General features: G+C 60.7%; 20 protein-coding genes. 4 read left to right on the top strand and 16 right to left on the bottom strand.

Annotated features, from left to right (window positions below; genetic code table 11):
* On the bottom strand, positions 1-285 hold a 285-nt coding region (locus DMP08_RS12675), incomplete at its 3' end, for a hypothetical protein (RefSeq protein WP_244596974.1).
* On the opposite strand from DMP08_RS12675, the gene DMP08_RS11825 reads away from it, so the two are divergent.
* The 4 genes from DMP08_RS11825 to DMP08_RS11810 all read left to right on the top strand — a co-directional run bounded on the left by DMP08_RS11825 (position 188) and on the right by DMP08_RS11810 (position 6,375).
* On the top strand, positions 188-3,394 hold the full coding sequence (locus DMP08_RS11825) for an MMPL family transporter (RefSeq protein WP_244596973.1): 3,207 nt from the start codon (positions 188-190) through the stop codon (positions 3,392-3,394). The two genes, DMP08_RS12675 and DMP08_RS11825, sit on opposite strands and share 98 nt — an antisense overlap.
* Positions 3,395-3,531: 137 nt before the next feature.
* Entirely contained in the window at positions 3,532-4,197 is a 666-nt protein-coding gene (locus tag DMP08_RS11820; protein WP_123193082.1) for a GNAT family N-acetyltransferase, read from the top strand.
* 10 nt (positions 4,198-4,207) lie between these two features.
* Positions 4,208-5,032, top strand: coding sequence for a MerR family transcriptional regulator (locus DMP08_RS11815; RefSeq protein ID WP_123193081.1), 825 nt, complete (start codon positions 4,208-4,210; stop codon positions 5,030-5,032).
* 41 nt (positions 5,033-5,073) lie between these two features.
* Positions 5,074-6,375, top strand: coding sequence for an MFS transporter (locus tag DMP08_RS11810; RefSeq protein ID WP_123193080.1), 1,302 nt, complete (start codon positions 5,074-5,076; stop codon positions 6,373-6,375).
* A 9-nt stretch (positions 6,376-6,384) separates the two neighbouring features.
* On the opposite strand, the gene DMP08_RS11805 is transcribed toward DMP08_RS11810, so the two are convergent.
* The 15 genes from DMP08_RS11805 to DMP08_RS11735 all read right to left on the bottom strand — a co-directional run bounded on the left by DMP08_RS11805 (position 6,385) and on the right by DMP08_RS11735 (position 21,939).
* The gene (locus DMP08_RS11805; protein WP_123193079.1) at positions 6,385-7,185 is read right to left on the bottom strand and encodes a histidine phosphatase family protein; all 801 of its coding nucleotides are present in this window, start codon (positions 7,183-7,185) and stop codon (positions 6,385-6,387) included.
* Complete coding sequence (locus DMP08_RS11800) at positions 7,178-7,660, bottom strand: YbaK/EbsC family protein (protein ID WP_123193078.1); 483 nt, start codon at positions 7,658-7,660, stop codon at positions 7,178-7,180. Before DMP08_RS11800 ends, DMP08_RS11805 begins: the two co-directional genes overlap by 8 nt.
* Before the next feature lie 136 nt (positions 7,661-7,796).
* Complete coding sequence (locus DMP08_RS11795) at positions 7,797-8,564, bottom strand: amino acid ABC transporter ATP-binding protein (protein ID WP_123193077.1); 768 nt, start codon at positions 8,562-8,564, stop codon at positions 7,797-7,799.
* Between the two features lie 39 nt (positions 8,565-8,603).
* Complete coding sequence (locus DMP08_RS11790) at positions 8,604-9,257, bottom strand: amino acid ABC transporter permease (RefSeq protein WP_123193076.1); 654 nt, start codon at positions 9,255-9,257, stop codon at positions 8,604-8,606.
* Positions 9,258-9,444: 187 nt separating this feature from the next.
* A complete protein-coding gene (locus DMP08_RS11785; protein ID WP_123193085.1) occupies positions 9,445-10,269 on the bottom strand; it encodes a transporter substrate-binding domain-containing protein in 825 nt (274 codons plus the stop codon).
* A gap of 306 nt (positions 10,270-10,575) precedes the next feature.
* Positions 10,576-11,535 (bottom strand): NrfD/PsrC family molybdoenzyme membrane anchor subunit, encoded by a 960-nt coding sequence (gene nrfD / locus DMP08_RS11780; RefSeq protein ID WP_123193075.1) that lies wholly within the window; start codon positions 11,533-11,535, stop codon positions 10,576-10,578.
* 2 nt (positions 11,536-11,537) lie between these two features.
* On the bottom strand, positions 11,538-12,197 hold the full coding sequence (locus DMP08_RS11775; protein ID WP_123193074.1) for a 4Fe-4S dicluster domain-containing protein: 660 nt from the start codon (positions 12,195-12,197) through the stop codon (positions 11,538-11,540).
* A 41-nt stretch (positions 12,198-12,238) separates the two neighbouring features.
* A complete protein-coding gene (locus tag DMP08_RS11770) occupies positions 12,239-13,264 on the bottom strand; it encodes a molybdopterin-dependent oxidoreductase (protein WP_123193073.1) in 1,026 nt (341 codons plus the stop codon).
* A gap of 1 nt (position 13,265) precedes the next feature.
* Complete coding sequence (locus DMP08_RS11765) at positions 13,266-14,885, bottom strand: molybdopterin-dependent oxidoreductase (RefSeq protein ID WP_123193072.1); 1,620 nt, start codon at positions 14,883-14,885, stop codon at positions 13,266-13,268.
* 281 nt (positions 14,886-15,166) lie between these two features.
* Complete coding sequence (locus tag DMP08_RS11760) at positions 15,167-16,099, bottom strand: slipin family protein (RefSeq protein WP_244596972.1); 933 nt, start codon at positions 16,097-16,099, stop codon at positions 15,167-15,169.
* A 21-nt stretch (positions 16,100-16,120) separates the two neighbouring features.
* Complete coding sequence (locus DMP08_RS11755; protein WP_123193071.1) at positions 16,121-16,495, bottom strand: GntR family transcriptional regulator; 375 nt, start codon at positions 16,493-16,495, stop codon at positions 16,121-16,123.
* Between the two features lie 281 nt (positions 16,496-16,776).
* Positions 16,777-18,327 carry a hydantoinase/oxoprolinase family protein gene (locus tag DMP08_RS11750; protein WP_123193070.1) on the bottom strand — a complete coding sequence of 517 codons (1,551 nt, stop codon included), beginning with the start codon at positions 18,325-18,327 and terminating at the stop codon, positions 16,777-16,779.
* 4 nt (positions 18,328-18,331) lie between these two features.
* Positions 18,332-19,435, bottom strand: a complete 1,104-nt coding sequence (locus tag DMP08_RS11745; protein ID WP_123193069.1) for a DUF917 domain-containing protein — start codon at positions 19,433-19,435, stop codon at positions 18,332-18,334.
* Positions 19,423-20,535: a DUF917 domain-containing protein gene (locus DMP08_RS11740; RefSeq protein ID WP_123193068.1), complete on the bottom strand. Its 1,113-nt coding sequence runs from the start codon at positions 20,533-20,535 to the stop codon at positions 19,423-19,425. Before DMP08_RS11740 ends, DMP08_RS11745 begins: the two co-directional genes overlap by 13 nt.
* Positions 20,536-20,550: 15 nt before the next feature.
* Positions 20,551-21,939, bottom strand: coding sequence for a cytosine permease (locus tag DMP08_RS11735; RefSeq protein ID WP_123193067.1), 1,389 nt, complete (start codon positions 21,937-21,939; stop codon positions 20,551-20,553).
* Positions 21,940-22,071 lie beyond the last annotated feature (132 nt).

The raw sequence follows: 22,071 nt of genomic DNA, 5'->3' as shown, positions 1-22,071 counted from the left end.
CGGTATTCTTCGGTGTACTTCGTTCGTGAATTCGTCATCACTGCACTCCTTTTTCGGTAGGTATGAGATTACTAGATTTAGGTTCAAAAATCTCTTAACCTCGTGTCCGAAAAAACGATACAGGTCAGCTCTTGCCATTCTTCTTGTTGTCTTGCTAAGCATGTCGGGATCATGGCTTGAGCCTTTCCTGTTTCTTACATCCACAGGATTTGCCGTGCTCGCGAACATGGGGACCAATATTGTTTTCGGCAGCGTATCGGTAATCACCGCATCGATTGCCGCCATATTGCAGCTTATCCTTTCCATGGACTACGCCATCATCCTGATGAACCGCTACCGACAAGAGCGTGCTTGCGAGCCCAACAAAACCAACGCCATGAAGCGCGCTTGGAGAAACGCGTTTTCGTCCATTGCCAGCAGTTCGACCACCACCGTCTTAGGCTTGCTCGCCATGGTGTTCCTTAGCCTTAAAATTGGCGCTGACCTTGGGTTTGTATTGGCTAAGGGCGTGCTTTTGAGCATGGTTTGCACCTTTACGGTATTGCCCGGGCTTATTCTTATGTTCGATGCCCTCATCACCAAAACCGCCAAGAAAACACCGCGCTTGAACATGGATAGAATTGGCGCGTTCAGCTATCGCGCACGCCACGTTACCGTAGTGCTGTTTGCAGTTTTGTTCGTCGGCGCCTACATAGTGCAAGGGCACATGAATATCGTGACTTCCATGCCTAAAGAAGATCCTATTGCCGAAGTGTTCGCACCCGCCAATCCCGTTATCGTGCTGTACGACAACGACGACGAACAAAACATGGGCGCAATCACCAAACAGCTAGAAAACAATCCTCATGTTTCTAGCGTAACAAGCTTTGCTTCTACCCTAGGAAAACCCCTAACCGCAAGCCAAATGACCGATAATCTGCAAGACATGTCCAAGCAGGGCTCTGACATGGCACTAAGCGCCGCCATGGATTTCGACCCCGCCCTTATCAACCTTTTGTACTACGACAAGCTTGCCAACGGGGAACTTCATCCTATTCCCGTAGGGGCGTTTTTCACCTTTGTATCATCCGACATTGCAAACAACGAAGCTTTCGCCGGCCAAATAGACGAAGACATGCGCGCAAAGCTCGGGCAACTGGAAAAGTTCTCGGATGCAAGCACGCTTACGCAGCCAATGAAAGCAGAAGATTTGGCACAGTTTTTCGACATGGGCGTTGAAGATGTCAAGAAGCTGATGGTGATGTACTTCACCACTATGGGCGGTGTTGATGTTCCTGCCCTCACGTTGCCCGTCTTCGCAAACTTTGCGGCGAACAACGTCGCGACCGACCCAACCTACGCAGGCATGCTTGATCAAAACGCCGCTTCACAACTAGACATGCTTTGCACCTTTACCGATGCAAACGCCATGATCGCACCGCGCGGTTCTGCCGAAATCGCCAGCCTTTTAGGCGTGGACGCGCAAACGGTTCAGCTTTTGTTCACCTATTATTACGCTCAGGCCCCCGACTTCGAGCCCGCAAGCGCCACGGTTTCCGCCTTCGCTCGATTCCTTGCCAACGACGTAGCCGCTCAACCTGCATTTTCAGGGTACCTGGATGAAGCCGCGCAGGCTCAGCTTCGCATGCTTGCGCAGTTGACCAACCCGGAATTCACCAACAAGCAGATGACCAGTGCAGAACTGGCTGCCACGCTGGGCATGGATACTTCTATGGTCGAGCAAATTATGCAGGTGTACTACAGCATGTCGCAGATGCCGGATGGCAACCCAACGCCAGAGCTGCCGACACAGCTCGCGCCTGCCGTACGTGCGAACAACGCCGCCGAACCCCTAACCCTTTCGCTTGAGCAACTAGTCAACTTCCTGCTGGCGGGTGATGCCGAAAACGGCGGTCTCACTTCGCAGCTAGACCCGGCCGCACTGCAGCAGCTAGAATTCGTGCGCACCATTACAACAGCCTCGAGCATGGGCACGGCATTCACCTATAGCGAACTTGCAAACCTTTTCGGAATGGACGCGGCCTCTGCAAAAATGCTGTGCACGTACTACACCGCGCTTCATGGCGACACGTCATCTTGGGCTTTGTCCATGCAGGCAGTCGTGAATTTCTTGGTTGACAACAGCTCTCGATTCCAAGGCATGCTCGATGCCGGCAGCTTAAGCCAGCTGACGATTGCGCAGAATCTTATTAATGGATCGGTTGCGGGCGCAGCATATTCGCCCCAGCAGCTAGCCAGCCTTGTCGGCATGGACGCAAGCCAAGTAAACGGGCTGTATTTGCTCTACGTCAGCACGTACGGCGATACCAGCAGCTGGCAGCTGTCCGTTCAAGATACCGTCCATTTCTTGGCGGATACATTAGCCTCGAGCCCCTCGCTTGCAGATCGAACGGGCTTGGGCACAACCGATATCCAAGCTGCAAAAACGCTGGTAGACGCCATAGCGTCTGAAACCCCCTATACCCCCGAACAGCTTTCCCTCTTAATGGCCGATGCGGGACAGCCCATGGACCAAACCGAGCTGGAGCTTCTGTACCTGTACCACGCAAGCACGCAGCACAGCGACCCCGCTTGGACGCTGAGCATAGAGCAACTGCTTCGCCATCTTTCGGAAAACATGGTAAACGACCCGCGCTTCCAAGCATTCTTCGATGATGGATTGCGCGCGGACATTCAATCCTTGCAGCACGATATCGACGAAGCCGCAGCGCAACTAAAGGGAAGCGACCATTCCCTGATGCTCATCAATACCGCCCTGCCCATTGAATCTGCCGAAACCACTGCGTTTCTGGAAGAGCTTACGGCCGACTTGGATCAGCGCGCAAGCGGCAACTACTACCTTATGGGTTCATCGGTCATGGGATACGAAGTGATAAACAGCTTCTCGAACGAGATGCTGTTTATCACGCTGCTTACTGCGTTCGTGATTTTCTTGGTGGTTGCCATAACGTTTCGTTCGCTGGTTATTCCTGCCATTTTGGTTTCCATTGTGCAATGCGGCATTTTCCTGGTGTTTTCCATTTTGACGCTGCAGGGTGGCGGCGTATATTACCTAGCGCTGCTTGTTCTTCAGTGCATTCTTATGGGCGCAACCATCGACTACGGCATTTTGTTAACCACCTACTATCGCGAAAAGCGCAAAACGCTAGGCATTAAGGATGCGTTGATCGCTTCGTACAATGGGTCAATCCATACCATCGCAACATCGGGTGTCATCATGATATTGATGACCGCAATCATTGGAGCGGTATATCCCGACCCCATGATGGGACAACTCTGCTTCGCCCTTTCAGAAGGATTCTTATGTGCCATCACGCTGATCTTGGTTGTCCTTCCCGGCATGCTTGCCATGTTCGATCGCTTCGTAACCAAAAGGGCAAGCGCTCAAGCGTAAGCATTTCCGCGCACGGCGCCGCACTCGACAAGTTTGCGGCGCCGTGCGAGAATCGACCTTGTCTCAAAAAACAAGCGAGGCTTTCCATTGCATGAAGTGCGCGCGCAAGGGAAAGCCTCAGAAGACGAGGAACTGCGATGAACCTGCCCGGTCTTGTAACCGTCAAACCTGAACAATCTGATTTGCTTGAACAGCTCGCCTGCATGCTGGGCGCCTGTTTCCGCGAAGAAATGTGGTACGTCACCTGCCTGGATGCACTTGACGCGAGCGAAGAGCGCAAGCTTGCCATCACGCAAGAAGTGATCAGATCGGACTTCGCCGTCACCGCCCCCTTCGACTGCGTATACGCGCTGCCCGACCATGCCGCCGCGGCGAACGCCTTTCTGCGCAGCGATCTGGGCGATGCCGCATGGGAGGAACTGGAGGAGCGATCCTGGAATCGAGTGGAAGCATGCCTGACGCCTGAAGAGCGGGCTGCGCTGCTGCCGCAGGCTGAAGCCATGGAGCCCCTGTCCGACACAAGCTGGCCCTTCGCGCATGCCGCGCGCGACGAGGACTTCATCTACTTCGTGTCCATCGGCGTTGATCCCGAGCGTCGCGGCAGCGGCGCATTCGGTCGCCTGATCAAGCCCTTCCTGGCTTACGCCGACGCCCGCAACCTGCGCACGTATCTGGACTGCTACACCGATCGCCTGGAGCAGATCTACGGCCATTACGGTTTCGTCACCGTCGAGCGCAAAACGGCGCCGGGCTTCACGCTGGTCGAACGCTGCATGGTCCGCAACCCGCAGACCGCCGTATAGGGGCCCTGCCGTGCGCAGCAAGGAAATAGCCGAGCTTGCAGGCGTGACGGTGCGCACGCTGAGGCATTATCACGCCATCGGGCTTCTGCCGGAGCCTCCTCGCGCGGAAAACGGGTACCGAGAATACGGGGCGGAGGGCCTTGTGCGCCTGTTGCGCATCAAGCGCCTTTCGGCTCTGGGCTTTCCTCTCTCCCGCATAGGAGAGGTTCTCGACGAAATGGATGCGAACCTTGAGGAAGCCTCCGGACCGAACGCCGATGCGGCCCTTGACGAGCTCGATCGCGAGCTGGAGCTGGAAATAGCGCGCTTGCAGGAGCAGCGGCGCACCATCGCGCTGCTGAAGCGCGAGCGCCTTGATCCCGACCTGCCGGTACGCTTCGCGCGTGCGGCGAAAACGCTCATGGGCAATGCGCTCGAAACCGCCCCCGTCCGCGCGGACGAGCGCCAAGCGCTTCTTATTGCAGGGCACTTGTACACCGATGAAGACACGGCCGAATTGGAGCGCGTGGTTGCCGCATTGGACGAGCATGGGCTTTTGGACAGGCTGCGCGCGATACAGGCCCGGTTCGACGATCTGTCGCCCGAAGCATCGTACAAAGAGATCGACGTGCTGGTGTCCGAAGCCATGGAGCACCTGGATCCCATCATCGACGCCTTCGACCCCGCCAATTGGAGCAGGGACTTCGATACCCAAGCGGAACTGTTCTTGGACGAAGTAGCGCGACAGGGGCTGAGCAAAGCCCAGATCTACGCACAGGACCGACTCGAAGAAGAACTGGAAAAGAAAATTCTGGGAAAACGGGAAGCAGCGCTTGACCCAGACGTTACGTCGTAGTTTTTACTGCTCGGTAGACCACCGACGCAGAAAGGACTACCATGCACGGCAAAGACACCACGATCCGCTTCCTCGTATCAAGCGCGCTTTCGCTTCTTGGCAACTCCATCGCGAGCATCGCGCTCCCCCTCATCCTGCTCGCAACCACCAAAGACGCCCTTGCCGCCGGCGCCTTGGCGCTGATCTGCGCCGTTCCGCAGATGATGCTGGGCGTTTTGGGCGGAGCCGCGCTCGACCGATTCAACCGGAGAAACATTTCCATTCTCTCGGACTTGATATCCGCCGTCAGCGTTGCGCTCATCCCCATCGTCGATATGATCTGGGGCTTGAACTTCTGGTGGTTCGTGGTCCTGGGCCTTATGGGAGCCGTCGGCGACATCCCGGGCATGACCGCGCGCGACGCCCTGCTGCCCGCCGTGACCAAGCGCGACGGCGTTGACCTGCAACGATTCATGGGCATGTCGCAGTCTTTGGACTCGCTCACCACCATCGTGGGCCCGGCGGTCGCCGCGCTGCTGATCGGCACGGTTGGCGGAACCTCCGCCCTCTGGTTCACGGCGGCGCTCTCCGCTGCGGCAGCCATCGTCACCATGACCTTGCCGCGCGTTATCGGGATTCCCGAAACCGCCGCAAGCGAGTCACCCGACGCTGCAAGCCCGAGTCCCGCCCAAGGCATCGCGGCAGCCGCATTCGGCGCGCTGCAGGAAGGCCTGCGCGTGCTGCTTCGCAGCGACCGCGTGCTCGCCTGCTCCACCCTGTTCTCGTTCGGCATCGTCATGGTTCTGGGATCGTTCCAAGGCTTGGTGCTTCCCGTGCACTTCACGCTCACGGGCCAGCCTGAGCTTTTGGGCTACGTGCTGTCGGCGCTTTCCGGCGGCATGCTGGCAAGCTCGCTTGCGTACGCGGCGCTTGCACCCCGCTTGAGCAAGCGCGCGTGGTACGTGACGTCGCTCGTCGGCATGGCGGCGGGCGTGGCGATTCTAGGAACGCTGCCGCCGTTCCCCCTCATGCTGCTCGGTGCCCTCGTGCTGGGCGTTGCGGCGGGTCCCGCATCAGCGCTGCTGGGATTCTTCATGTACGACCGCATCCCCGACGCTTCGCGCGGCAGCGCGTTCGGAACCCAGAACTCCATCATGTTGGTCACCGCGCCCGTAGCCGTGTTCGCCACGTCCGTTGCGGTGAGCGTGTTGGGAGAAAAAACGGCGGCGTTGATCCTCATAGCATGCTGGGGCCTCATCACTGCGATGGCTCTGCTGGCAAAACCGATGCGCCGTCTGGACGAAGAGAGCGCGGCTTCCGGCGAAGAAGCGTCCCCGGAGGCTGCGCCCGCCGTCGAATGCTAACGCAGGCTTCTAGCGGTCACGCTCCTGCCACGACGTGGATCCGATGCGCCCGAGCGAGAACGTCGAGCCGTCGAATGCAAGCTCCGTTACGCTGGCATTGGGAATCTTCACGGGATCGTTGACGCGCAGCGGATCGACCAGGTACACGATGGTCCTCACGATGAACGAATGCGTCACCACCAACACGTTGCCCCCGCCGACGCGCTGCGCCGCTGCGGCGGCCTCGCAAAAGAAGCTGCGAAGCCGCCGCTCTATCGTCTCGAAACGCTCGGCGCGGCCCGATCGGTCGACGCTTGCCAGAACGTCGGCCACCTCGGGCAGGCGGCGGTTATGCTCCTCGAAGGAAAGCTCGGCTCCGAAGCCGGCCGTCAACGCGGCATGCAGAAGCTCGCCCGGCTCGCCCTCCAAGTCGCCGTAGCACCATTCGCGCAGACGGGCATCGTGCGCCAAAGGAAACGAAACGCCGGAGCGGGACGCCTCGTCATCGCTCAGGTGCAAAAACGGCTCGGGGGCAACGTAGGCTTCGCCGCGCGCGTGCGCCCGCGCGTCCAGCAGATGATCGAGCGTCTGCACGGCGCGCCCGCTATCGCTTGAGTACGCAGCCGTGAAATCCCAGTTCGCCAAACCGCGCCCCAGCGCTTGAGCAGCGCGAACGCCCTCTTCGGTGAGCGGGGTATCGCACCAACCCTGCACCTTGCCCATCACGTTGAACAAGGTCTGCCCATGCCGCACCACGTAGAAGGTGACGGGCGACGCCCCTTGCTCCAAAAGGCCGCTCGACGACCCTTCGAGCGGCACCGCCCTACTCATCGGACGCCTGAGGCAGCTTGCACACATCGACCCACGCGCACGGGGCAGCGCATGCCTCCAACTCGTCAGGGCTCAAGCGAACGGCGCTCGCAGCATTTCCCGCTGCGGGGTAGACGATGTCGAAACGGCGCAGCGATTCGTCCAAGTACACCTCCACGCCTTCGTTGACGGCGAACGGGCACACGCCGCCCACGCCGTGTCCGATCAAAGGCTCGGCCTCTTCGGCTTTGAGCATTTTCGGCTTGCCGCTGAAACACGCCTTGAACTTGGGGTTGTCGATGCGCGCATCGCCGGCGGCCACCACCAGCACCACGCGATCCCCCACGTGAAACGAAAGGGTCTTCGCAATGCGCGCCGGCTCGCAGCCCAACGCGGCAGCCGCAAGGTCAACCGTCGCGCTGGAAGTCTGGAACTCGAGCACGCGGTCCTCCATGCCGCGCTCGGCCAAGAACCTTTGCGCCTTATCGATAGCCATGCTCCGCCTCCTCTCATATGCAACCGGACCAGTATAGCAATCCAAGCAAGATAGCGGCCGAACGAGAAAGGGCCGGGATGCGGCGCTGCTCCCGCATCCCGGCCCCGTCCGTCGGCGAACGGCGTGCGACGGCGCTTTATTCGTACTTCGAAAGGAACGCGCGCGTGCGCTGGTGCTGCGGGTTCTCGATCAGCTGGGCTGCCGGGCCCTCTTCCACGATCACGCCGCCGTCCATGAACACGATGCGGTCCGCCACGTCGCGCGCGAAGCTCATTTCATGCGTGACGATAACCATGGTCATGCGCTCATCGGCCAAGTCGCGAATGACCTTGAGCACGTCCTGGGTCAGCTCGGGATCGAGCGCGCTGGTAGGCTCGTCGAAGAACAGCACATCGGGATCGAGGGACAGCGCGCGGGCAATGGCCACGCGCTGCTGCTGGCCTCCGGAAAGCTCGCACGGAACCATGTCCTCCTTGCCGGTCAGCCCCATCTTGGCCAGCAGAGCCTTCGCTTCGGCCATCACCTGGTCTTTGGGACGCTTCTGCACATGCAGGGGGGCGTCGGTCAGGTTCTTCATCACCGTGTAATGCGGGAACAGGTTGAAGTTCTGGAACACCAGGCCGAAACGGGCCTTCGCCTCGCGCAGGACCGTTTTCGACGCATACTTCGCACGGCCCGCCCCATCATCGTCGGCCACGACCAGATCGCCATACGCAAGACGTCCGGCGTCAAGCGTCTCCAACAGCGTCAAACAGCGCAGAAGCGTGGACTTGCCACCGCCGGACGGGCCGATGACGGCAACCACTTCGCCTTTGCGCACCGTCAGGGATATGTCTTTGAGCACGTGCGTGTCGCCGAAGCTCTTACGAGCGTGATCCAGCTGCACAAGCGTCTGTTCGGTCATGGCTCTCCTCCTTTTTGCAGGTCGAAACAACGGGGCGGATCAGTCGCGGTAGTAGTTGAGACGCTTCTCGATGCGGGTCAGGATCATCTCCACAATGAAGTTGAATATCCAGTAGATCGCACCTGCGATCACGTACGGAACCATGCTGATCTGAGACGCCGCCAGCGCCTTCGCCTGGCTGAACATCTCCGCGATGCCCAGAACGAACGCGAGCGACGTGTCCTTGACCAGCGTGATGACCTCGTTGCCCATAGCCGGAAGAATACGCTTGACCACCTGGGGAAGGACGATCTTCGTGAAGGTTTGGAGACGCGAATAGCCCAGAACCGAGGCCGCCTCGTATTGGCCCTGCGGAATGGACTGGATGCCGCTGCGGTAGATCTCGCCGAAGTAGGCTGCGTAGTTGACGATGAATCCGATGGAGCAGGCGACGTACTTCCAGTCGTTGCCCATCTGCAGGCCGAGCAGGTAATAGGGGCCGAACATGAGGGCCATGAGCTGCAGCATGAGCGGGGTGCCGCGCATGACCGATATGTAGAACCGCGTGACAAGCGCGATCGGCTTGAACCGGCTCATGCGGCCGAGCGCCACCAAGATGCCCAAGGGAAGCGCCCCCAAAAGCGTGGTCACGAAGATCTGAAGGGTGAACACGAAGCCCGAAAGCAAAAGCTCCATCATGGTGGCGAATTCCATACCCGGCCTTTCTTGAAACGTCGCAGGTCCAGCAAAGTCAGCGAGAAGCGCTGACGTGCCCCGAATTGCCCCGATTCGCGGCCGAGCGTGCTTCGCACGTGAGGGCAAGCGAATAAGGGGCAAAGCGGGGTGCGTCAGCGCTTCGCAGCGTCAAGCGGTTCAGGCGGCCGGTCGGCCGCCTGAAGTCTTACAGCACCCAGTTGTCGTACGTGATGCCCTGATCCTTGTACTTCTCGCACAGCTGCTTGACGAAGCCTTCCTCGTCCAGCTGCTTCAACGCATCGGTGACCTGCTTGGCAAGCTCCGTATCGCCCTTCTTGAAGCCCACCGCGTAGTTCTCGGGAGCCAAGACGCCCAGCTTGACGTACGCATCGGACTTGGCGGCCATCTGGTAGCTGGCGATGGACAGGTCGCACGCCACGGCATCCACCATGCCGGACTCAAGCTGCATGAACGCGTTGTTGTAGTCGCCGATGGTCTGAAGCTCCTTGAAGGTATCGGCAAGAGCCTTCCGGCCCTTCTCATCCTCAAGCACGTGCAGCGCCGCAGAATCAACCTGCGTCAGAACGATCTTGCCCTTCAAGTCCTCAAGCGTCTTGATGTCGCTTCCGGACTTCACGACCACCATCTGCTCATTGTACATGTACGGCTCGGAAAACGTGTAACCGTCTTCACGACCCTCCATGGTAAAACCGTTCCAGATGCAGTTGATGGAACCGCTGTTGATGAGCGCGTCCTTGGCGTCCCAGTCGATGGGCTCAAGCTTGAGGTTCCAACCCATCTTTTCAGCCACGGCCTTGGCAAGCTCCAGGTCGAAACCCGTGAACTGGCCGTCGTCGCCCACGTACCCGTAGGGCGGGTAGCTCTGATCGAAACCGACCGTCAGCGTGAACTGGCCGTCTTTCGCCGCGCTGTCGGCCTTCTGATCGCCGCCGGAACAACCCGCCAGCATCACCGCCGAAAGCGCCAGCGTTGCCGCAACAGCGACAACCGCCAAAAGCTTCTTCTTCATTGCCTCTCCCATCATGTCGCGCAGGATCCGCCCCTTCCCCGGTATGCGGCCTGCCACTTTTCTACTTTACTGCACTAAAGTGCTGGAGCAGAGTATAGCACAGATAGAAGAAAGGGGAAGCCCCTCTTTCGGCGCGACGCGGCAAGCGGCAAGCGGCGACACACCGCATGAATGAGACGAAGGGACGGGGTCAATGACTCATTTTGGCCGCAGGCCAGAAAATGAGTCATTGACCCCGTCCCTTCGTCTCATTCGGCGCTTCGAGGGACTCTCGAAGCGCCGAATTCCACAGGTGGGCCGTTTCTATCAGCCGATCATTTTCATGACGGTCTCGCCCACCACGTCGGCATGAATACCAGCGGCCAGGATCAAGAAGCGCAGCACGCATCCGCCCACAAGAGCCCCGGCAGCGCCGAGCGCCATCAGGCCATTCGCTCCGCCCTTGTGCTTCAGAAGCCCCATCAGCGACACGACCAGCGGCAACGCAAGACCGCAGCCGACCACCAAACCCCAGAAAAGCGGGGCAAGAGAGCCCGTGGCGAGCAGCTGGGCAGATTGGGCGGCCGTTGCAGCTGTCGCCGACCCCTCTCCCCCTAGCAAAGGCAGCAAGAGCACGCCGAGCACGATGCACTCCAACGTCACCAGAGCCACCACGATGGCCTCCATCAGCATAGAGGCGCGAGAAGCCAACTGGTCCTTCTTAGCCAGCGCCACCGCAACCACCTCGACCAGCGCAACGCCCGTATCGACGCCCGACACCGCGAACAAGCACGGCAGCAGCGGCGTGTTCCACAGCGGCACGCCCGGAGCCATCATGAGCAGCATGCCCGTGTACACCGCCACGAACAAACCAAGCGCGATGCCGACAACGGCCAGAACCTTCCTCGCGCGAACGAGCAGCCTGGCCTGCTTCGCGTTGCGCGAAAGCCGCCTCCCCACTTCGCCGACGGCCAGAACCGCCGACAGGCCGAACACGGCGATGGCGCCGAACGCGCCCCAGGCGCCGTACGTCATCCAAGACGTGAAATGGCTGAAGCTCTGCCACATCATGAGTCCGCGCACCGGCTGCGTGAGCTCCGACAGCAGCAGAAGCAAGCCCACGCCCAAGCATATGGCCGATGCCCACATGGACGCGCAGACGATCTTCGCATGACGTTCCTGATCGATCAGGTAGAGCACCGCCGCCATGATGAACGCGCCAGCGCCCATGCCTCCCAGAAACAAGTACAGTGCGGGCTGCCAGCCCCATATCGTTTGCAGTTCCATGCTTATTTCTCCGTTCCGAGCAACAGGCAAGACGGATCGTTTGCTTGAGCAATGGGAACCGCGGAGCCGTTCGTGGAGTCCATCAGCTCCTGCAAGGGCCCGAAGCGCAAAGCCCCGAATTTGCAGGCGCGCACGCAGTACGGATCCTCGTCAAGCGGCACTCCGGACCCCAAACAACAATCGCATTTGTCCATGGAGACGGAATTGTACCGGGGAACTTCGTACGGGCACGCCTGGTAGCAGTATTTGCAGCCGATGCACAAGCCGGCGTCAACGCGCACCACGCCGCTGGAATCCTTGGAGATGGCGCCAGCCGGGCACACGCTCATGCAGCTTGGCTCAGCGCAATGCATGCACGAAGTGGATACGAAGAACTCCCGGCCCCTCGAGCGCCTGTAAGAAGAAACGCTCCGCCTATCGGGGGTGTCCTCCGAAAGCTTGTTATGCTTCCTGCACGCTTCGACGCAACGCCCGCAGCCAGAGCACCTCGAAAGGCCAACCAGGAACCCGTACTGGACGCCCGCACCGTCAGGCACCTGGGCGGTTTCCTGCGCATGCGCTTGCGCTCCGGAAGCGGCGATGCCCCCGAGCGCAAGCGTGCAAGCGCCTGCCGCCGACGCCTGCAGCAACGTTCGACGCGTTACGTTCATGTTTTCACTCATGTTCACATACCCCCTCTCGATGTCAGAGCAACGCGGCTCGCTTATTCCACAACGTTGAACACGACACTGGAAGCAAGGGGAGAAACGACGCCGTCTTCGGCAACCGCCCGGACATCAAGCTTGAACGCGCCCGGCTCTTCGGTCACGTAGTCGAAATGCCAGTGCACCCAATCCTCGGTATTGGCGGAAGACGTGTCGAACGAGCTCCACGTCTGCCCGCCGTCCAAAGAAAACTCGACGGCCTTGATCTGGGTTCCGCAATCGTCGGCATAGCCCTCGAATGTGATCATATCGCCAACCCTGAACGTATCTTGCACCGTGCTGAGCACGTTCACCTTGGCGCGGTATTCCGCATCCGGACCCTTGACCTCGGGAACCTCGTCAGATACCGACAACTCGATATCGGTGACCGCGCGCGTGAAATACTTGGCCACGGTATCGGGGATCCAAACCTGCAAGCGCTCGCCTTCGGAAAGCTTCTTGTCGCCGATCTGGTACACCAGCAGCGCTTCCTTTTCCGTCACGTACGAAAGGGGCATCGGCAGGCCATAGCCCTCCTTGTCCTTGAACGTGATGGTGTTGACCTGCGGGTCGACGTCCACCAAGGACAGCATGTCGGACACCTTGACGCCCTTGACGCTTGCCATGGCAAGGGCGGGGCTCATGCTGCAGGTGCAGCGCATTTTCTCCGTCTCCGCCTCCATGCGCTCGATTTCGTCGAGGCCCATGGTGTACACCTTTTCCACCTTGCCGCCGATATTGACGTAGTAGCTTTCATGGCTCACCGCGTCGAATGCGTAGCCCGGCTTCGCGCACATGCTGGTGGCAGCCGTGCCGAACAGGTTGAACACCTCGTCGGACGGCGTGAGCGTATCCTGGCAGAACGAGAAGCTGCCAGACACGTTGGCAACCTTGATGTAATCGACCGCGTTGCGCTGCATCACCTGAACCGGGTTGAGATCCTCTGCCGCAATCGCCGCCCCAGGACCGAGCGCGCTTATGCCGCCCAGCGCGATGCTGGCGCCCATCGTGCAACCCAGCACCTTCGTCCCAATAGAATGCTTCATGTTATCCCTCCACATTGCTCTTAGCGGTAACCATGACCTTTTGGTTGTTGACGCTCACCAGGCCCGTTTCGGTGGTGCCGCGCACCGTCAGCACGTAGCTGCCATCGGTTTCGGGAGTCCAGGTGTAATGCCAGTACACCCACTGTCGAGGATCGGTCTGGCCCAGATCGTAGGCCGTCCACGTCTTGCCGTTGTCCATGGAGAACTCAAGCTTGGTGACCGCCTCGTCGTACGCATCCGCATAGCCTTCGAACGTGAACGGCTTGCCGGTTTCGATGATCATGCCCTCGGGAACCTTGAGAACGGTGGCATTGGGCTTGTTGATGTACGGGCCCTCGCCATACGTGTTGAAGCCGTTCATCATCCAGTCGGACCAAGGCTTCTCCTCATCGGTCAAGGTGTAGCCCATGCACTGCTTCACGAACGACTGGGCATCGCAGCCCTCCACCCAGTTGATGCACGGGCTGCCCTGGCTGGGATCGAGTCGCTTGCCGCCGATTTCGTACACCAGGTACACGTTATCGAAGCTCGCCTCCGGCACGCCGCGGTTGCTGTGCGTCATTTCGCCATTGGTGCGGAACTCGCGACGGTCGAACAGCACGCCGGTGATATCCTTGCTTGCTCCGCCGCCCTTCTCGATCAGCCAGTTCAACGGAATGCCCGTGATCTCGACGTTGGAGATGCCGCCGCCGCCAGGCATGTTGTCCACGCAGTGGATCTTGGAAAGCTTCGTGACCGTCACGCCGGCGCGCTCGGCCTCGGCGATGAGGTCGGCGAGCTTAGCGGTATACGGCTTGTTCACCAGGCCGTTTATAGTGACTTCCCAATTGTCCACGAAGTCCTGCGGCAGTTCCGCATCAAGGACGTTCTTGCCCATGATATGGATCAAGTGATCGTAGTTGGAGTGAATCCAATCGTACGTGAACATATCCTCGGGCGCGGTGGTCGTATCCTGGTCGAACTTGAATTCGCCTTGGACGTCCTTCACCTTGACGATGCCGTCAAGGTGGTCGTACTTGACCTCGTCCCAAAGCTCGGCGCCGTTGCCGTTCTCGGTGATGTTATGGCAGCTGATGCATTTTCCGCCGCGGTCCTCGAAGTTCGTGCCGTTGCGCTCGCCATAGTGAACGGCGTGCATGACGGTGCCCATCTCGTAGCCGTCGTCGTCGCTGTGGCACAGCATGCACTGGTCGACAGTGAGCTTGCTGCCCAGCGCATCGTTCCATACGGTGGGATGGGCGTATTCCATATTGGACAACGCGTCGCCAAGGTCCTCATGGCACGCACCGCAGCCGCGATTGTCGGCGTCCAGGAAATAGTTGTTGTACGACGTTCCCTTTTCGTAGGGACGGTTCCAGTGATAGCACTGGTACTCGGACGGGGTGCGCTGGACCTTGGTGCCGTCTTCCAGCGTGCGTATCTCAGGAGCGTACTCCTTGTTGATCTCCTGCCACCGCTCGTTCTCCTTGGCAAGAACAGCCTCGGCCTCCTCGATGCTGTTGGCATATTGAGGCTCGGCCGAGGCGTCGGACTCCCCGGCCGGATTCTGCTGAGCACAGCCAACGGCAAGGAACGACCCTGCCAGAAGCACTGCGGTCATCCACACGAACTTCTTTCTCATTCCCCTTCCTTTCTCTCCCTTTACTGCGAAAGGACCTCTCGCATCCCGAAGCCCCGCTCGTCCCGGTTGCTCCAAGAGCTTGGCCCCTTCGTCGCTTAACCTCCAAGCTGTATCCTATCATAAATCATACAAATATGTGATACTTGTCTTATAGAGCTATGATTCTTTTTCGAAGACAACGTCGCTCCGCCCCGTTGGAAGCCATGAAAAAACCGGGCCCTTCGCACGAAAAGCCCGGTCAACGTTTTAGTTGGTCAGAACACCGCGCGAACTGGCGCGGCCTACCCCTTTCGAGCGATGCTCTCAAGCCCCTCGAACGCCTCCGACAGGGCGCTGGGTATCACCACGAGGCCGCCCTTTTCCCTCACGCTGTCCGACACGAAGCTCATCGCACGCAACTGCAGCGCCGCATCTTCCTCTTTGTACGCGCGCGCGGCATCGACGAACATCTCGGATATCTCCTTTTCCACCTCGGCCAGGATGACGCGCGCATTGTATTCGCGCTCGGCGCGAGCCTCGGCGGACATAGCCTCTTGCAGCTCTTCGGGAATCTTGATGTCGCTTATCTCGACGGACACCACCGTAATGCCCCACTCGCTTGTCTTCCGCTCTAGGATGTCGGCTATCTCCTTGTCCATCTGAGCGCGCCTCATGCCCATCTGGGCGATGTTCATGCCCCCGATAACGTCGCGCAAGGTTGTTTGGGCAACCCAGAACACGAGGCGCTCGAAGTTGCGTATCTCGGAACACGCCTTGCCCGCGTCCCACACCATCCAGAATAGGACGGCGTCGACATTGACCGGGACGAGGTCGGATGTGAGAACCCGCTCGGCCTTGAACGACGTTGAGCGCATGCGCAAATCTATGACGGCCGAGGCATATTCGACAAAGGGAATCATAAGGATAAGGCCTGGCCCCGCCACGCGGTTGAACCTGCCGAAGCGCATGACCACCGCGCGCTCCCACTCCAGCACAACGTGCGCGCAGCTGAACAGAACGACGCCGGCCAGCACGCCCGCTATCAAGATCGCAACCGAGGATGTAAGCCATGCGACAAGCGCGAACGCGGACACCACGAACAGCACCAGCACCCAACGCAGCATCGTGGCGCCCCACCGGCTTGTGGCCGTATCCTGGAAACCATCATCGACCTCGGTCGAAACGCTCGAACGGTCCCGCTCCTCGGGCTCGCTGAAAAACGACCTCTTCCCCACGTCATCCCCCTCTTTGATCGATTACTCTGAAAAACGCTCCTTGACCCGAACCAGCACGTCCCCCTCCGAAACGTTGCTCTCCCTGGCAACTCGCACCAACTCGTCGATAACAAGATCAACAGGAGATTCGGGCAGCTTCAGCACGTCTTTGTCAACATCGGCGACAAACGACCGCTTGCCGCGGCTCGAACAGATGAGATCGTCCGCTTCAAGATCCTGGTACACCTTGTGAATGGTGTTGTAGTTCACGCCCAGCTGCGTTGCAAGCTCGCGCACGGTCGGCAGCACGTCTCCGGGCTTGATCTGCTCGCTCTTGATAAGAAAAATCAAGTTGTTTCGAATCTGCACCCATACGGGCACGCCAGATTTCTCGTTTATGCGCAATGATTCAAACAAAGGGCTAAACTCCGCTTCTCGAAAGCATCCTGCGCATGTATGATACCACGATTCAAAAGATGCTCTTCAAGCACCGCAATCTGAACGCAATGAGACGAAGGGACGGGGTCAATGACTCATTTTCGGCCGCAGGCCAGAAAATGAGTCATTGACCCCGTCCCTTCGTCTCATTCGCACGCAAGCCCCGGAAAACAAGGACGCCCCGACCAGTTCGTCAGGGCGTCCTTGAACATCGCATCGTCTCCGCCTCGGGCAGCAGAAACTGAAAGCGTCCGTTTCGCCTACGCCAAGTCTCCCGCAGCCTTCACCTTCACGCGGTTCGTGTGGCCGGGATAGTATGCCAAGGGCACGTCTTCGGCATCGATGACCTCGACCGTTTCGCGCACCGCGCCCGCTTCCACGGCCGCTTCGCATGCAGCGGCGCGCGCATGCTCCAGCGCCTCTTCGCGCGGCGTCGCGTCGTAGTCGACCAACGCTTCGTACACGCCGCTCACCTTCGAGATGGCCGAGCCGATGGCGTTCGCGCACCCGGCATGCTCGGGCGTGAGCACCTGGGCCGTCCCCGCCAGATCGCGCGGCAGCACGATGGAGCCGCCGCCAACCAGCACCACGTCGATGTCGTCGCTCGACACCTTCATCACGTCGATGGCTTCCTCCACCATCTCGCGCATGGCATCGAGCGCGCGCTCGGCCACGTCCTGCGGGATAGCGGCCGCCAATGCGGCGTCCCCCACCTCGGCCATGCCCAAGCGCACGGCGATGTCGGTAGCGGTCATGACGTCGCCGCCGAACACGAGCGCGCGCTCGGCAATCTGATAGCCCACCGAATCCGGGCCGACCGTCACGCTGCCGTCGTCGGCAACGCGCACGATGGAGCCGCCGCCCAAGCCGATGGACACCACGTCGGGCATGCGGAAGTTGGTGCGCACGCCGCCGATGGTCACGGCCACGCCGCTTTCGCGCGGAAACCCATGCGAAAGCACGCCCAGGTCAGTGGTGGTGCCGCCCACGTCGATGACGATCGCGTCGGACCTTCGCGACAGGTAGCTGGCTCCGCGGATGGAGTTCGTAGGGCCGCATGCAATAGTCAGAATAGGATAGCGGCGCGCGTGCTCCATGGTCATGAGCGTACCGTCGTTCTGAGACAGGTACACCTCCGCGTTCACCACGCCCTTGTCGGCAAGGCTGGCCGCGAAGCCCTCGGTGAACCGCCGGGCCACGTCGTAGAGCGCCGCGTTCAAAATAGTGGCGTTCTCGCGCTCGATCAGGCCCATCGAGCCTATCTCGCTGGAAATGGACACATGCACGTCCTCTCCCAGGACCTCGGTCGCGATCTCGGCGGCATGCAGCTCGTCGTCGTTTCGCACCGTGGAGAACACGCATGAGATGGCCACGGCCTCCACGCGCCCGCGCACGCCCTCGAAAAACGCACGGCATGCCGCTTCGTCGAATTCGGCCAGACGCTTGCCGTCGTACTCGAAGCCGCCCTCGATGATGGCGGCGTCAACGCTGACGGCGGCGATGTCCTGCGCCCAGTCCACCATGGGAGGGATGCCCACCGAAGCGGGCGCGCCGATGCGCAGGATGGCGATAGGCGCCAGGCCCTTGCGCTCCACGATGGCGTTCGTGCACTGCGTGGTGCCGAGCATCGCCTGCCCGATTTGCGCGCGATCGACGCCGCTGTCGGCCAAAACGGCGTCCACCGCTCCCATGATTCCGTTGTAAATATCCCCTGACGTGGGGTTTTTCACTGCGGCAACAACGTTTAGATCCTCGTCGATCAGCACGGCGTCGGTGTTCGTGCCGCCCACGTCGATTCCCAACTTGTACATAGCCTTACGCTCCCTTCCGCATGCAGCGCTCTTCAACGGGAATATAGTCGGTGTCCAGGCCGAAGTAGCGCGGCCCCACCAGATCGATGCCGGCCGGCGTGCGCCACATGTCGAAGCACTCCAAGCCCAGCGCCATCACGCGCTTTCCGTACTTGAGCGCGTCGGTGGGAACCGGCGTGAAGGTATCGGGATCCACCAGGCAGATAAGGTCGGGGGTGGTGGCCAAAATCTCCCCGTCAACCACGCAGCTCAGGTTCTCGTTCTGAAACTCAACGTAAGCCTGGCTGCCGCGATCCTCCCCAATGCCCTCAAGCACCACTTTGCCGAAGTTGAACGCGCCGCGCGTCTCGCGCAGGACATCGGAGATCTTGCCCTTGAACAGCTTATGGCCGCCCGTGAACTTCAAGAAGAACTCCTCGGGCGTCAAACCAGCCGCCGACGCTTCGCTCTTCGCCAAACGGATGGCGCGACCCAGCTCCTCGGAGCGCGTGACGATTCCGTGCACGCCGTATTCCCTGCACGTTTCCGTATCCATGCAGAACAATGCGATGGTCAGCGTGCCGCCGCAGGTCATCGTGGCCGCACGGGCGATATCTTCCGTCCATTTGTTCGTGATGGTGTCTAGAATACCCGAGTTGCCCTTCTCGTCGATGAACGCCATGGGCGTAGCCGACGCGCCGCCGATGGTGAACGTGACCATTTGCAGCTCCGGAAACGCGCGGCCCATGCCGTCCACGTCCACCATGGGAATGCCCAGGCGCGCAGCGGCGGCGATGGGCAGCATGGAGTTCACGCCGCCCGCCTCGATGGGCATGGTGGCGTAGATAGGCTTGCCGTAGTAACGCGACACCATGTCGAACAGCTTGGCGAACTCGTTGGCGCCGACGCCTTTCTCGGCCAGGATGGTGGGCGCGCCCATGGACGCCGCCGGCATGATGAGGGCGCCATCCGGCACTTCGTCGATGCCGATCATCTGCACCGGCCCGCATTCCTTTATGGCGCCGATGGCCGTGAGCTTGCCGATGTAGGGGTCGCCGCCTCCGCCGGCGCCCAGCAGCGCCGCACCTAAAGCGATGTCCTCGATCTCTTGGATTCCTAGTTCTCGCACGTTGTCTCTCCTTTGAACGATGCATAGCTTGTCTCAACCGGAACGTAAGGCATGTCGAAGCCGAAGAACGCAGGGCCGCCCAGCGCTACGCCCTGAGGCGTGCGCCATGCCGCATCGCACGGCAGCCCTACCAGCAAAACGCGCTTGCCGTACTTGAGGGCTTCGGTAGTCACCGGAGCGAAGGTGTCGGCATCCACCAGGCACACCAGATCGGGAACGCTCATGACAACGTGCCCGTTCACCTCGGCGTACAGGTTCTCGTTCTGAAACACTACGGCTCCCGACCGACCGCGGTCCTCGCCCACGCCCTCGAGCACCGCACGACCGAAGTTGTAGCCGTCGCGCGTCTCGCGCAGCACATCGACGATCTTCGCACATAAGAACAGGCGCGCAGCCGACTCCCGCAGAAAATACGCGAGCGGCGTGCATGCGCGCGCGTCTTTCGCCGTGCGAATAATCCGACCCAAACGCTGCGCCAGGTCAACCGTCCCACGAACGGCGCATTCCTTCATCTTCGCGCCCGACATGGAAGCGCCCAGGTTTACGAGCGACCCGCCGCATGCGGTGGTCACGGCGCGCCCGATAGCCTCCGTCCAATCGTTGTCGATGGTCTCGATGAGGGCGCGGTTGCCCTTTTCGTCCACGAACGCCATGGGCGTGGTGGGCACGCCGGCCATGCAGTACGTATCCTGCTGCAAGCCGGGAAACGCGCGGCCCATGCCGTCCACGTTGACCACCGGTATCCCCACGCGAGCCGCCGCGGCAATGGGAACCAGCGAGTTCAAACCACCGGCCTCGGCCAGCACGAACGCGTCGATGGCGCGGCCCAGCCTGCGTTGCAGCAGGTCGAGCGCACGAGCGTACTCCTGGCCGTTGACGCCCTTCTCGAGCACCACCGAAGGCGCGCCCACGCTGCCGATGGACGCCACCGTCCAGTCATCGGGCACCTCGTCAGCGTCCAGCAGGCGCACCGGACCGCATTCCCGCAACGCGGCGGTAGTCTCCAGGGACCCCATATACGGATCGCCTCCGCCGCCCGCGCCCAAAAGCGCCGAGCCCAGCGCGATGTCGCCGATGTCCTCCACGTCAATGAGCCGCACGCCTTCGCCCTTCCTCTATTCTCGATTTGCGATAAGCTGAATTGTACCTGGGAACGCAGGCAGTTTCGCCAACTTGTAGACGACAACGTAAACCACCATAGATACGACGATGCCGTTCACCGGACCGATAAAGAACGGCATGTCCAAGAATTCCAATCCGGGAACAAGGGCGAACGTGCCGCCCGTCACCACGCCCACCGCGATACCGGCCGCAAGCCCGGCCAGACCCGGCAGCGAGAACCCATCGCGCACGCGCACGTTTTCAGGACGGCCTTTGCGCACCAGCCAGTAATCGGCAATCATCACGCCCGCAAGAGCCGGGCCGCATGCGGAAAGCACCGTGAGGAACGCCTCGAACTGCCCCAGGATGCCGCCCACCGCCAACACGATGCCCAGCACGCCGGACACGGCCGTGGTCCATTTGGACCCGTCTTCGTCACGGCCCATCATGACGGCGAAGCCCAACCCCGCCGAGTACACGTTGCCCGCGTTCACCGTCCACGCCGACAGCACGAGCGCCACCAGGCCCACTGCCGGAAGACCCACCGAATTCATGATGACGGCGATATCGGACTCGCCCGTGACGATAGCCAGCGAAGCGCCCGCCACCAACGCCACGAGCGCGGCCGGGATCACGCCCACCACGCACGAGAGCACGGCGTCCTTGCGCGTGCGAGCGAATCGGGCGAAGTCGCCAGCCGTGGCTCCCGCGAACGCGAACAGCCCCACGGCCATGTTAACGCCGGCGATGAAGCCGATGGCATCGACCGGCAACGGCACGTACCCCAAAAGCGGCTCCAAACTTCCCGCGCGCGCAATGGAAGCGCCCACGCCGTACAGGCAGATAAGCACCAGCAGCGGCGCAGCGATCGAACTCAACCACTTCAGACCGTTGAACCCGATGACGGCCGTAATCAGCATGAGGGCGCCCAGGGCAACCGAGCAAGCCCACACCGGAGCCTGAATGGAGAAGACGTCGGCCAGCATAAGGGAGAGCGACGCTCCGCACACCGCCGTCTGCACGCCGAACCAACCGATGGTCACCACGCCCACGATGAGGGACACCAGATAACGGGCGCCCGCGCGCCCGAGTGCCGGCGCCGCCAAGGATGCGGTGGGCAACCCCAGATCAGCGGCCTGCATGCTGACAAAGCACATGTACGCCACAATGAATCCGAAACCGGCCAACGTGGCAAGGGCGGCCCCCGGAAGCGCCAGCCCCATGCCCAAAGCAGCGCCGACCATGAGCGTGGGCGCGCTGAACATGCCCCCTGCGCGGACGAAGGCTATGTCCAGCCAAGACTTTCGATCGGATTCGGCAACGTGCAGGCCGGCGGCAAGGCTGGCTGGCGATGCTGCCGCTTCGTCAGCCGCCGCGGGGAAATCAGGTGCCGAAGACGTCATGCGCGTCCCCTTTTCGCTGCTCATGTTCGGATAAGGATGACCTCGAAGTGTAGCACAACCGATCCTGCGCGCGGGAGGGACAAAACGCGCAGGGCGCGGTCGGGCGGAGGCGATGCGCGGGCGGGATGGGAG

This window comes from Paraeggerthella hongkongensis (assembly GCF_003726035.1).
GTDB lineage: Bacteria > Actinomycetota > Coriobacteriia > Coriobacteriales > Eggerthellaceae > Paraeggerthella > Paraeggerthella hongkongensis.
The sequence above is the reverse complement of the archived record's forward strand: the minus strand, read 5'-3'. Positions and strand labels throughout refer to the sequence as shown.

Coding starts and splice junctions, on each gene's coding strand:
- nrfD (WP_123193075.1), bottom strand. CDS start 11,535: ATGGAACTGCAAACGATATGGGGCTGGCAGCCCGCACTGTACTTGTTT.
- DMP08_RS11820 (WP_123193082.1), top strand. CDS start 3,532: ATGAACCTGCCCGGTCTTGTAACCGTCAAACCTGAACAATCTGATTTG.
- DMP08_RS11765 (WP_123193072.1), bottom strand. CDS start 14,885: ATGAGAAAGAAGTTCGTGTGGATGACCGCAGTGCTTCTGGCAGGGTCG.
- DMP08_RS11810 (WP_123193080.1), top strand. CDS start 5,074: ATGCACGGCAAAGACACCACGATCCGCTTCCTCGTATCAAGCGCGCTT.
- DMP08_RS11800 (WP_123193078.1), bottom strand. CDS start 7,660: ATGGCTATCGATAAGGCGCAAAGGTTCTTGGCCGAGCGCGGCATGGAG.
- DMP08_RS11775 (WP_123193074.1), bottom strand. CDS start 12,197: ATGAGTGAAAACATGAACGTAACGCGTCGAACGTTGCTGCAGGCGTCG.
- DMP08_RS11785 (WP_123193085.1), bottom strand. CDS start 10,269: ATGAAGAAGAAGCTTTTGGCGGTTGTCGCTGTTGCGGCAACGCTGGCG.
- DMP08_RS11790 (WP_123193076.1), bottom strand. CDS start 9,257: ATGGAATTCGCCACCATGATGGAGCTTTTGCTTTCGGGCTTCGTGTTC.
- DMP08_RS11805 (WP_123193079.1), bottom strand. CDS start 7,185: ATGAGTAGGGCGGTGCCGCTCGAAGGGTCGTCGAGCGGCCTTTTGGAG.
- DMP08_RS11750 (WP_123193070.1), bottom strand. CDS start 18,327: ATGTACAAGTTGGGAATCGACGTGGGCGGCACGAACACCGACGCCGTG.
- DMP08_RS11735 (WP_123193067.1), bottom strand. CDS start 21,939: ATGACGTCTTCGGCACCTGATTTCCCCGCGGCGGCTGACGAAGCGGCA.
- DMP08_RS11795 (WP_123193077.1), bottom strand. CDS start 8,564: ATGACCGAACAGACGCTTGTGCAGCTGGATCACGCTCGTAAGAGCTTC.
- DMP08_RS11770 (WP_123193073.1), bottom strand. CDS start 13,264: ATGAAGCATTCTATTGGGACGAAGGTGCTGGGTTGCACGATGGGCGCC.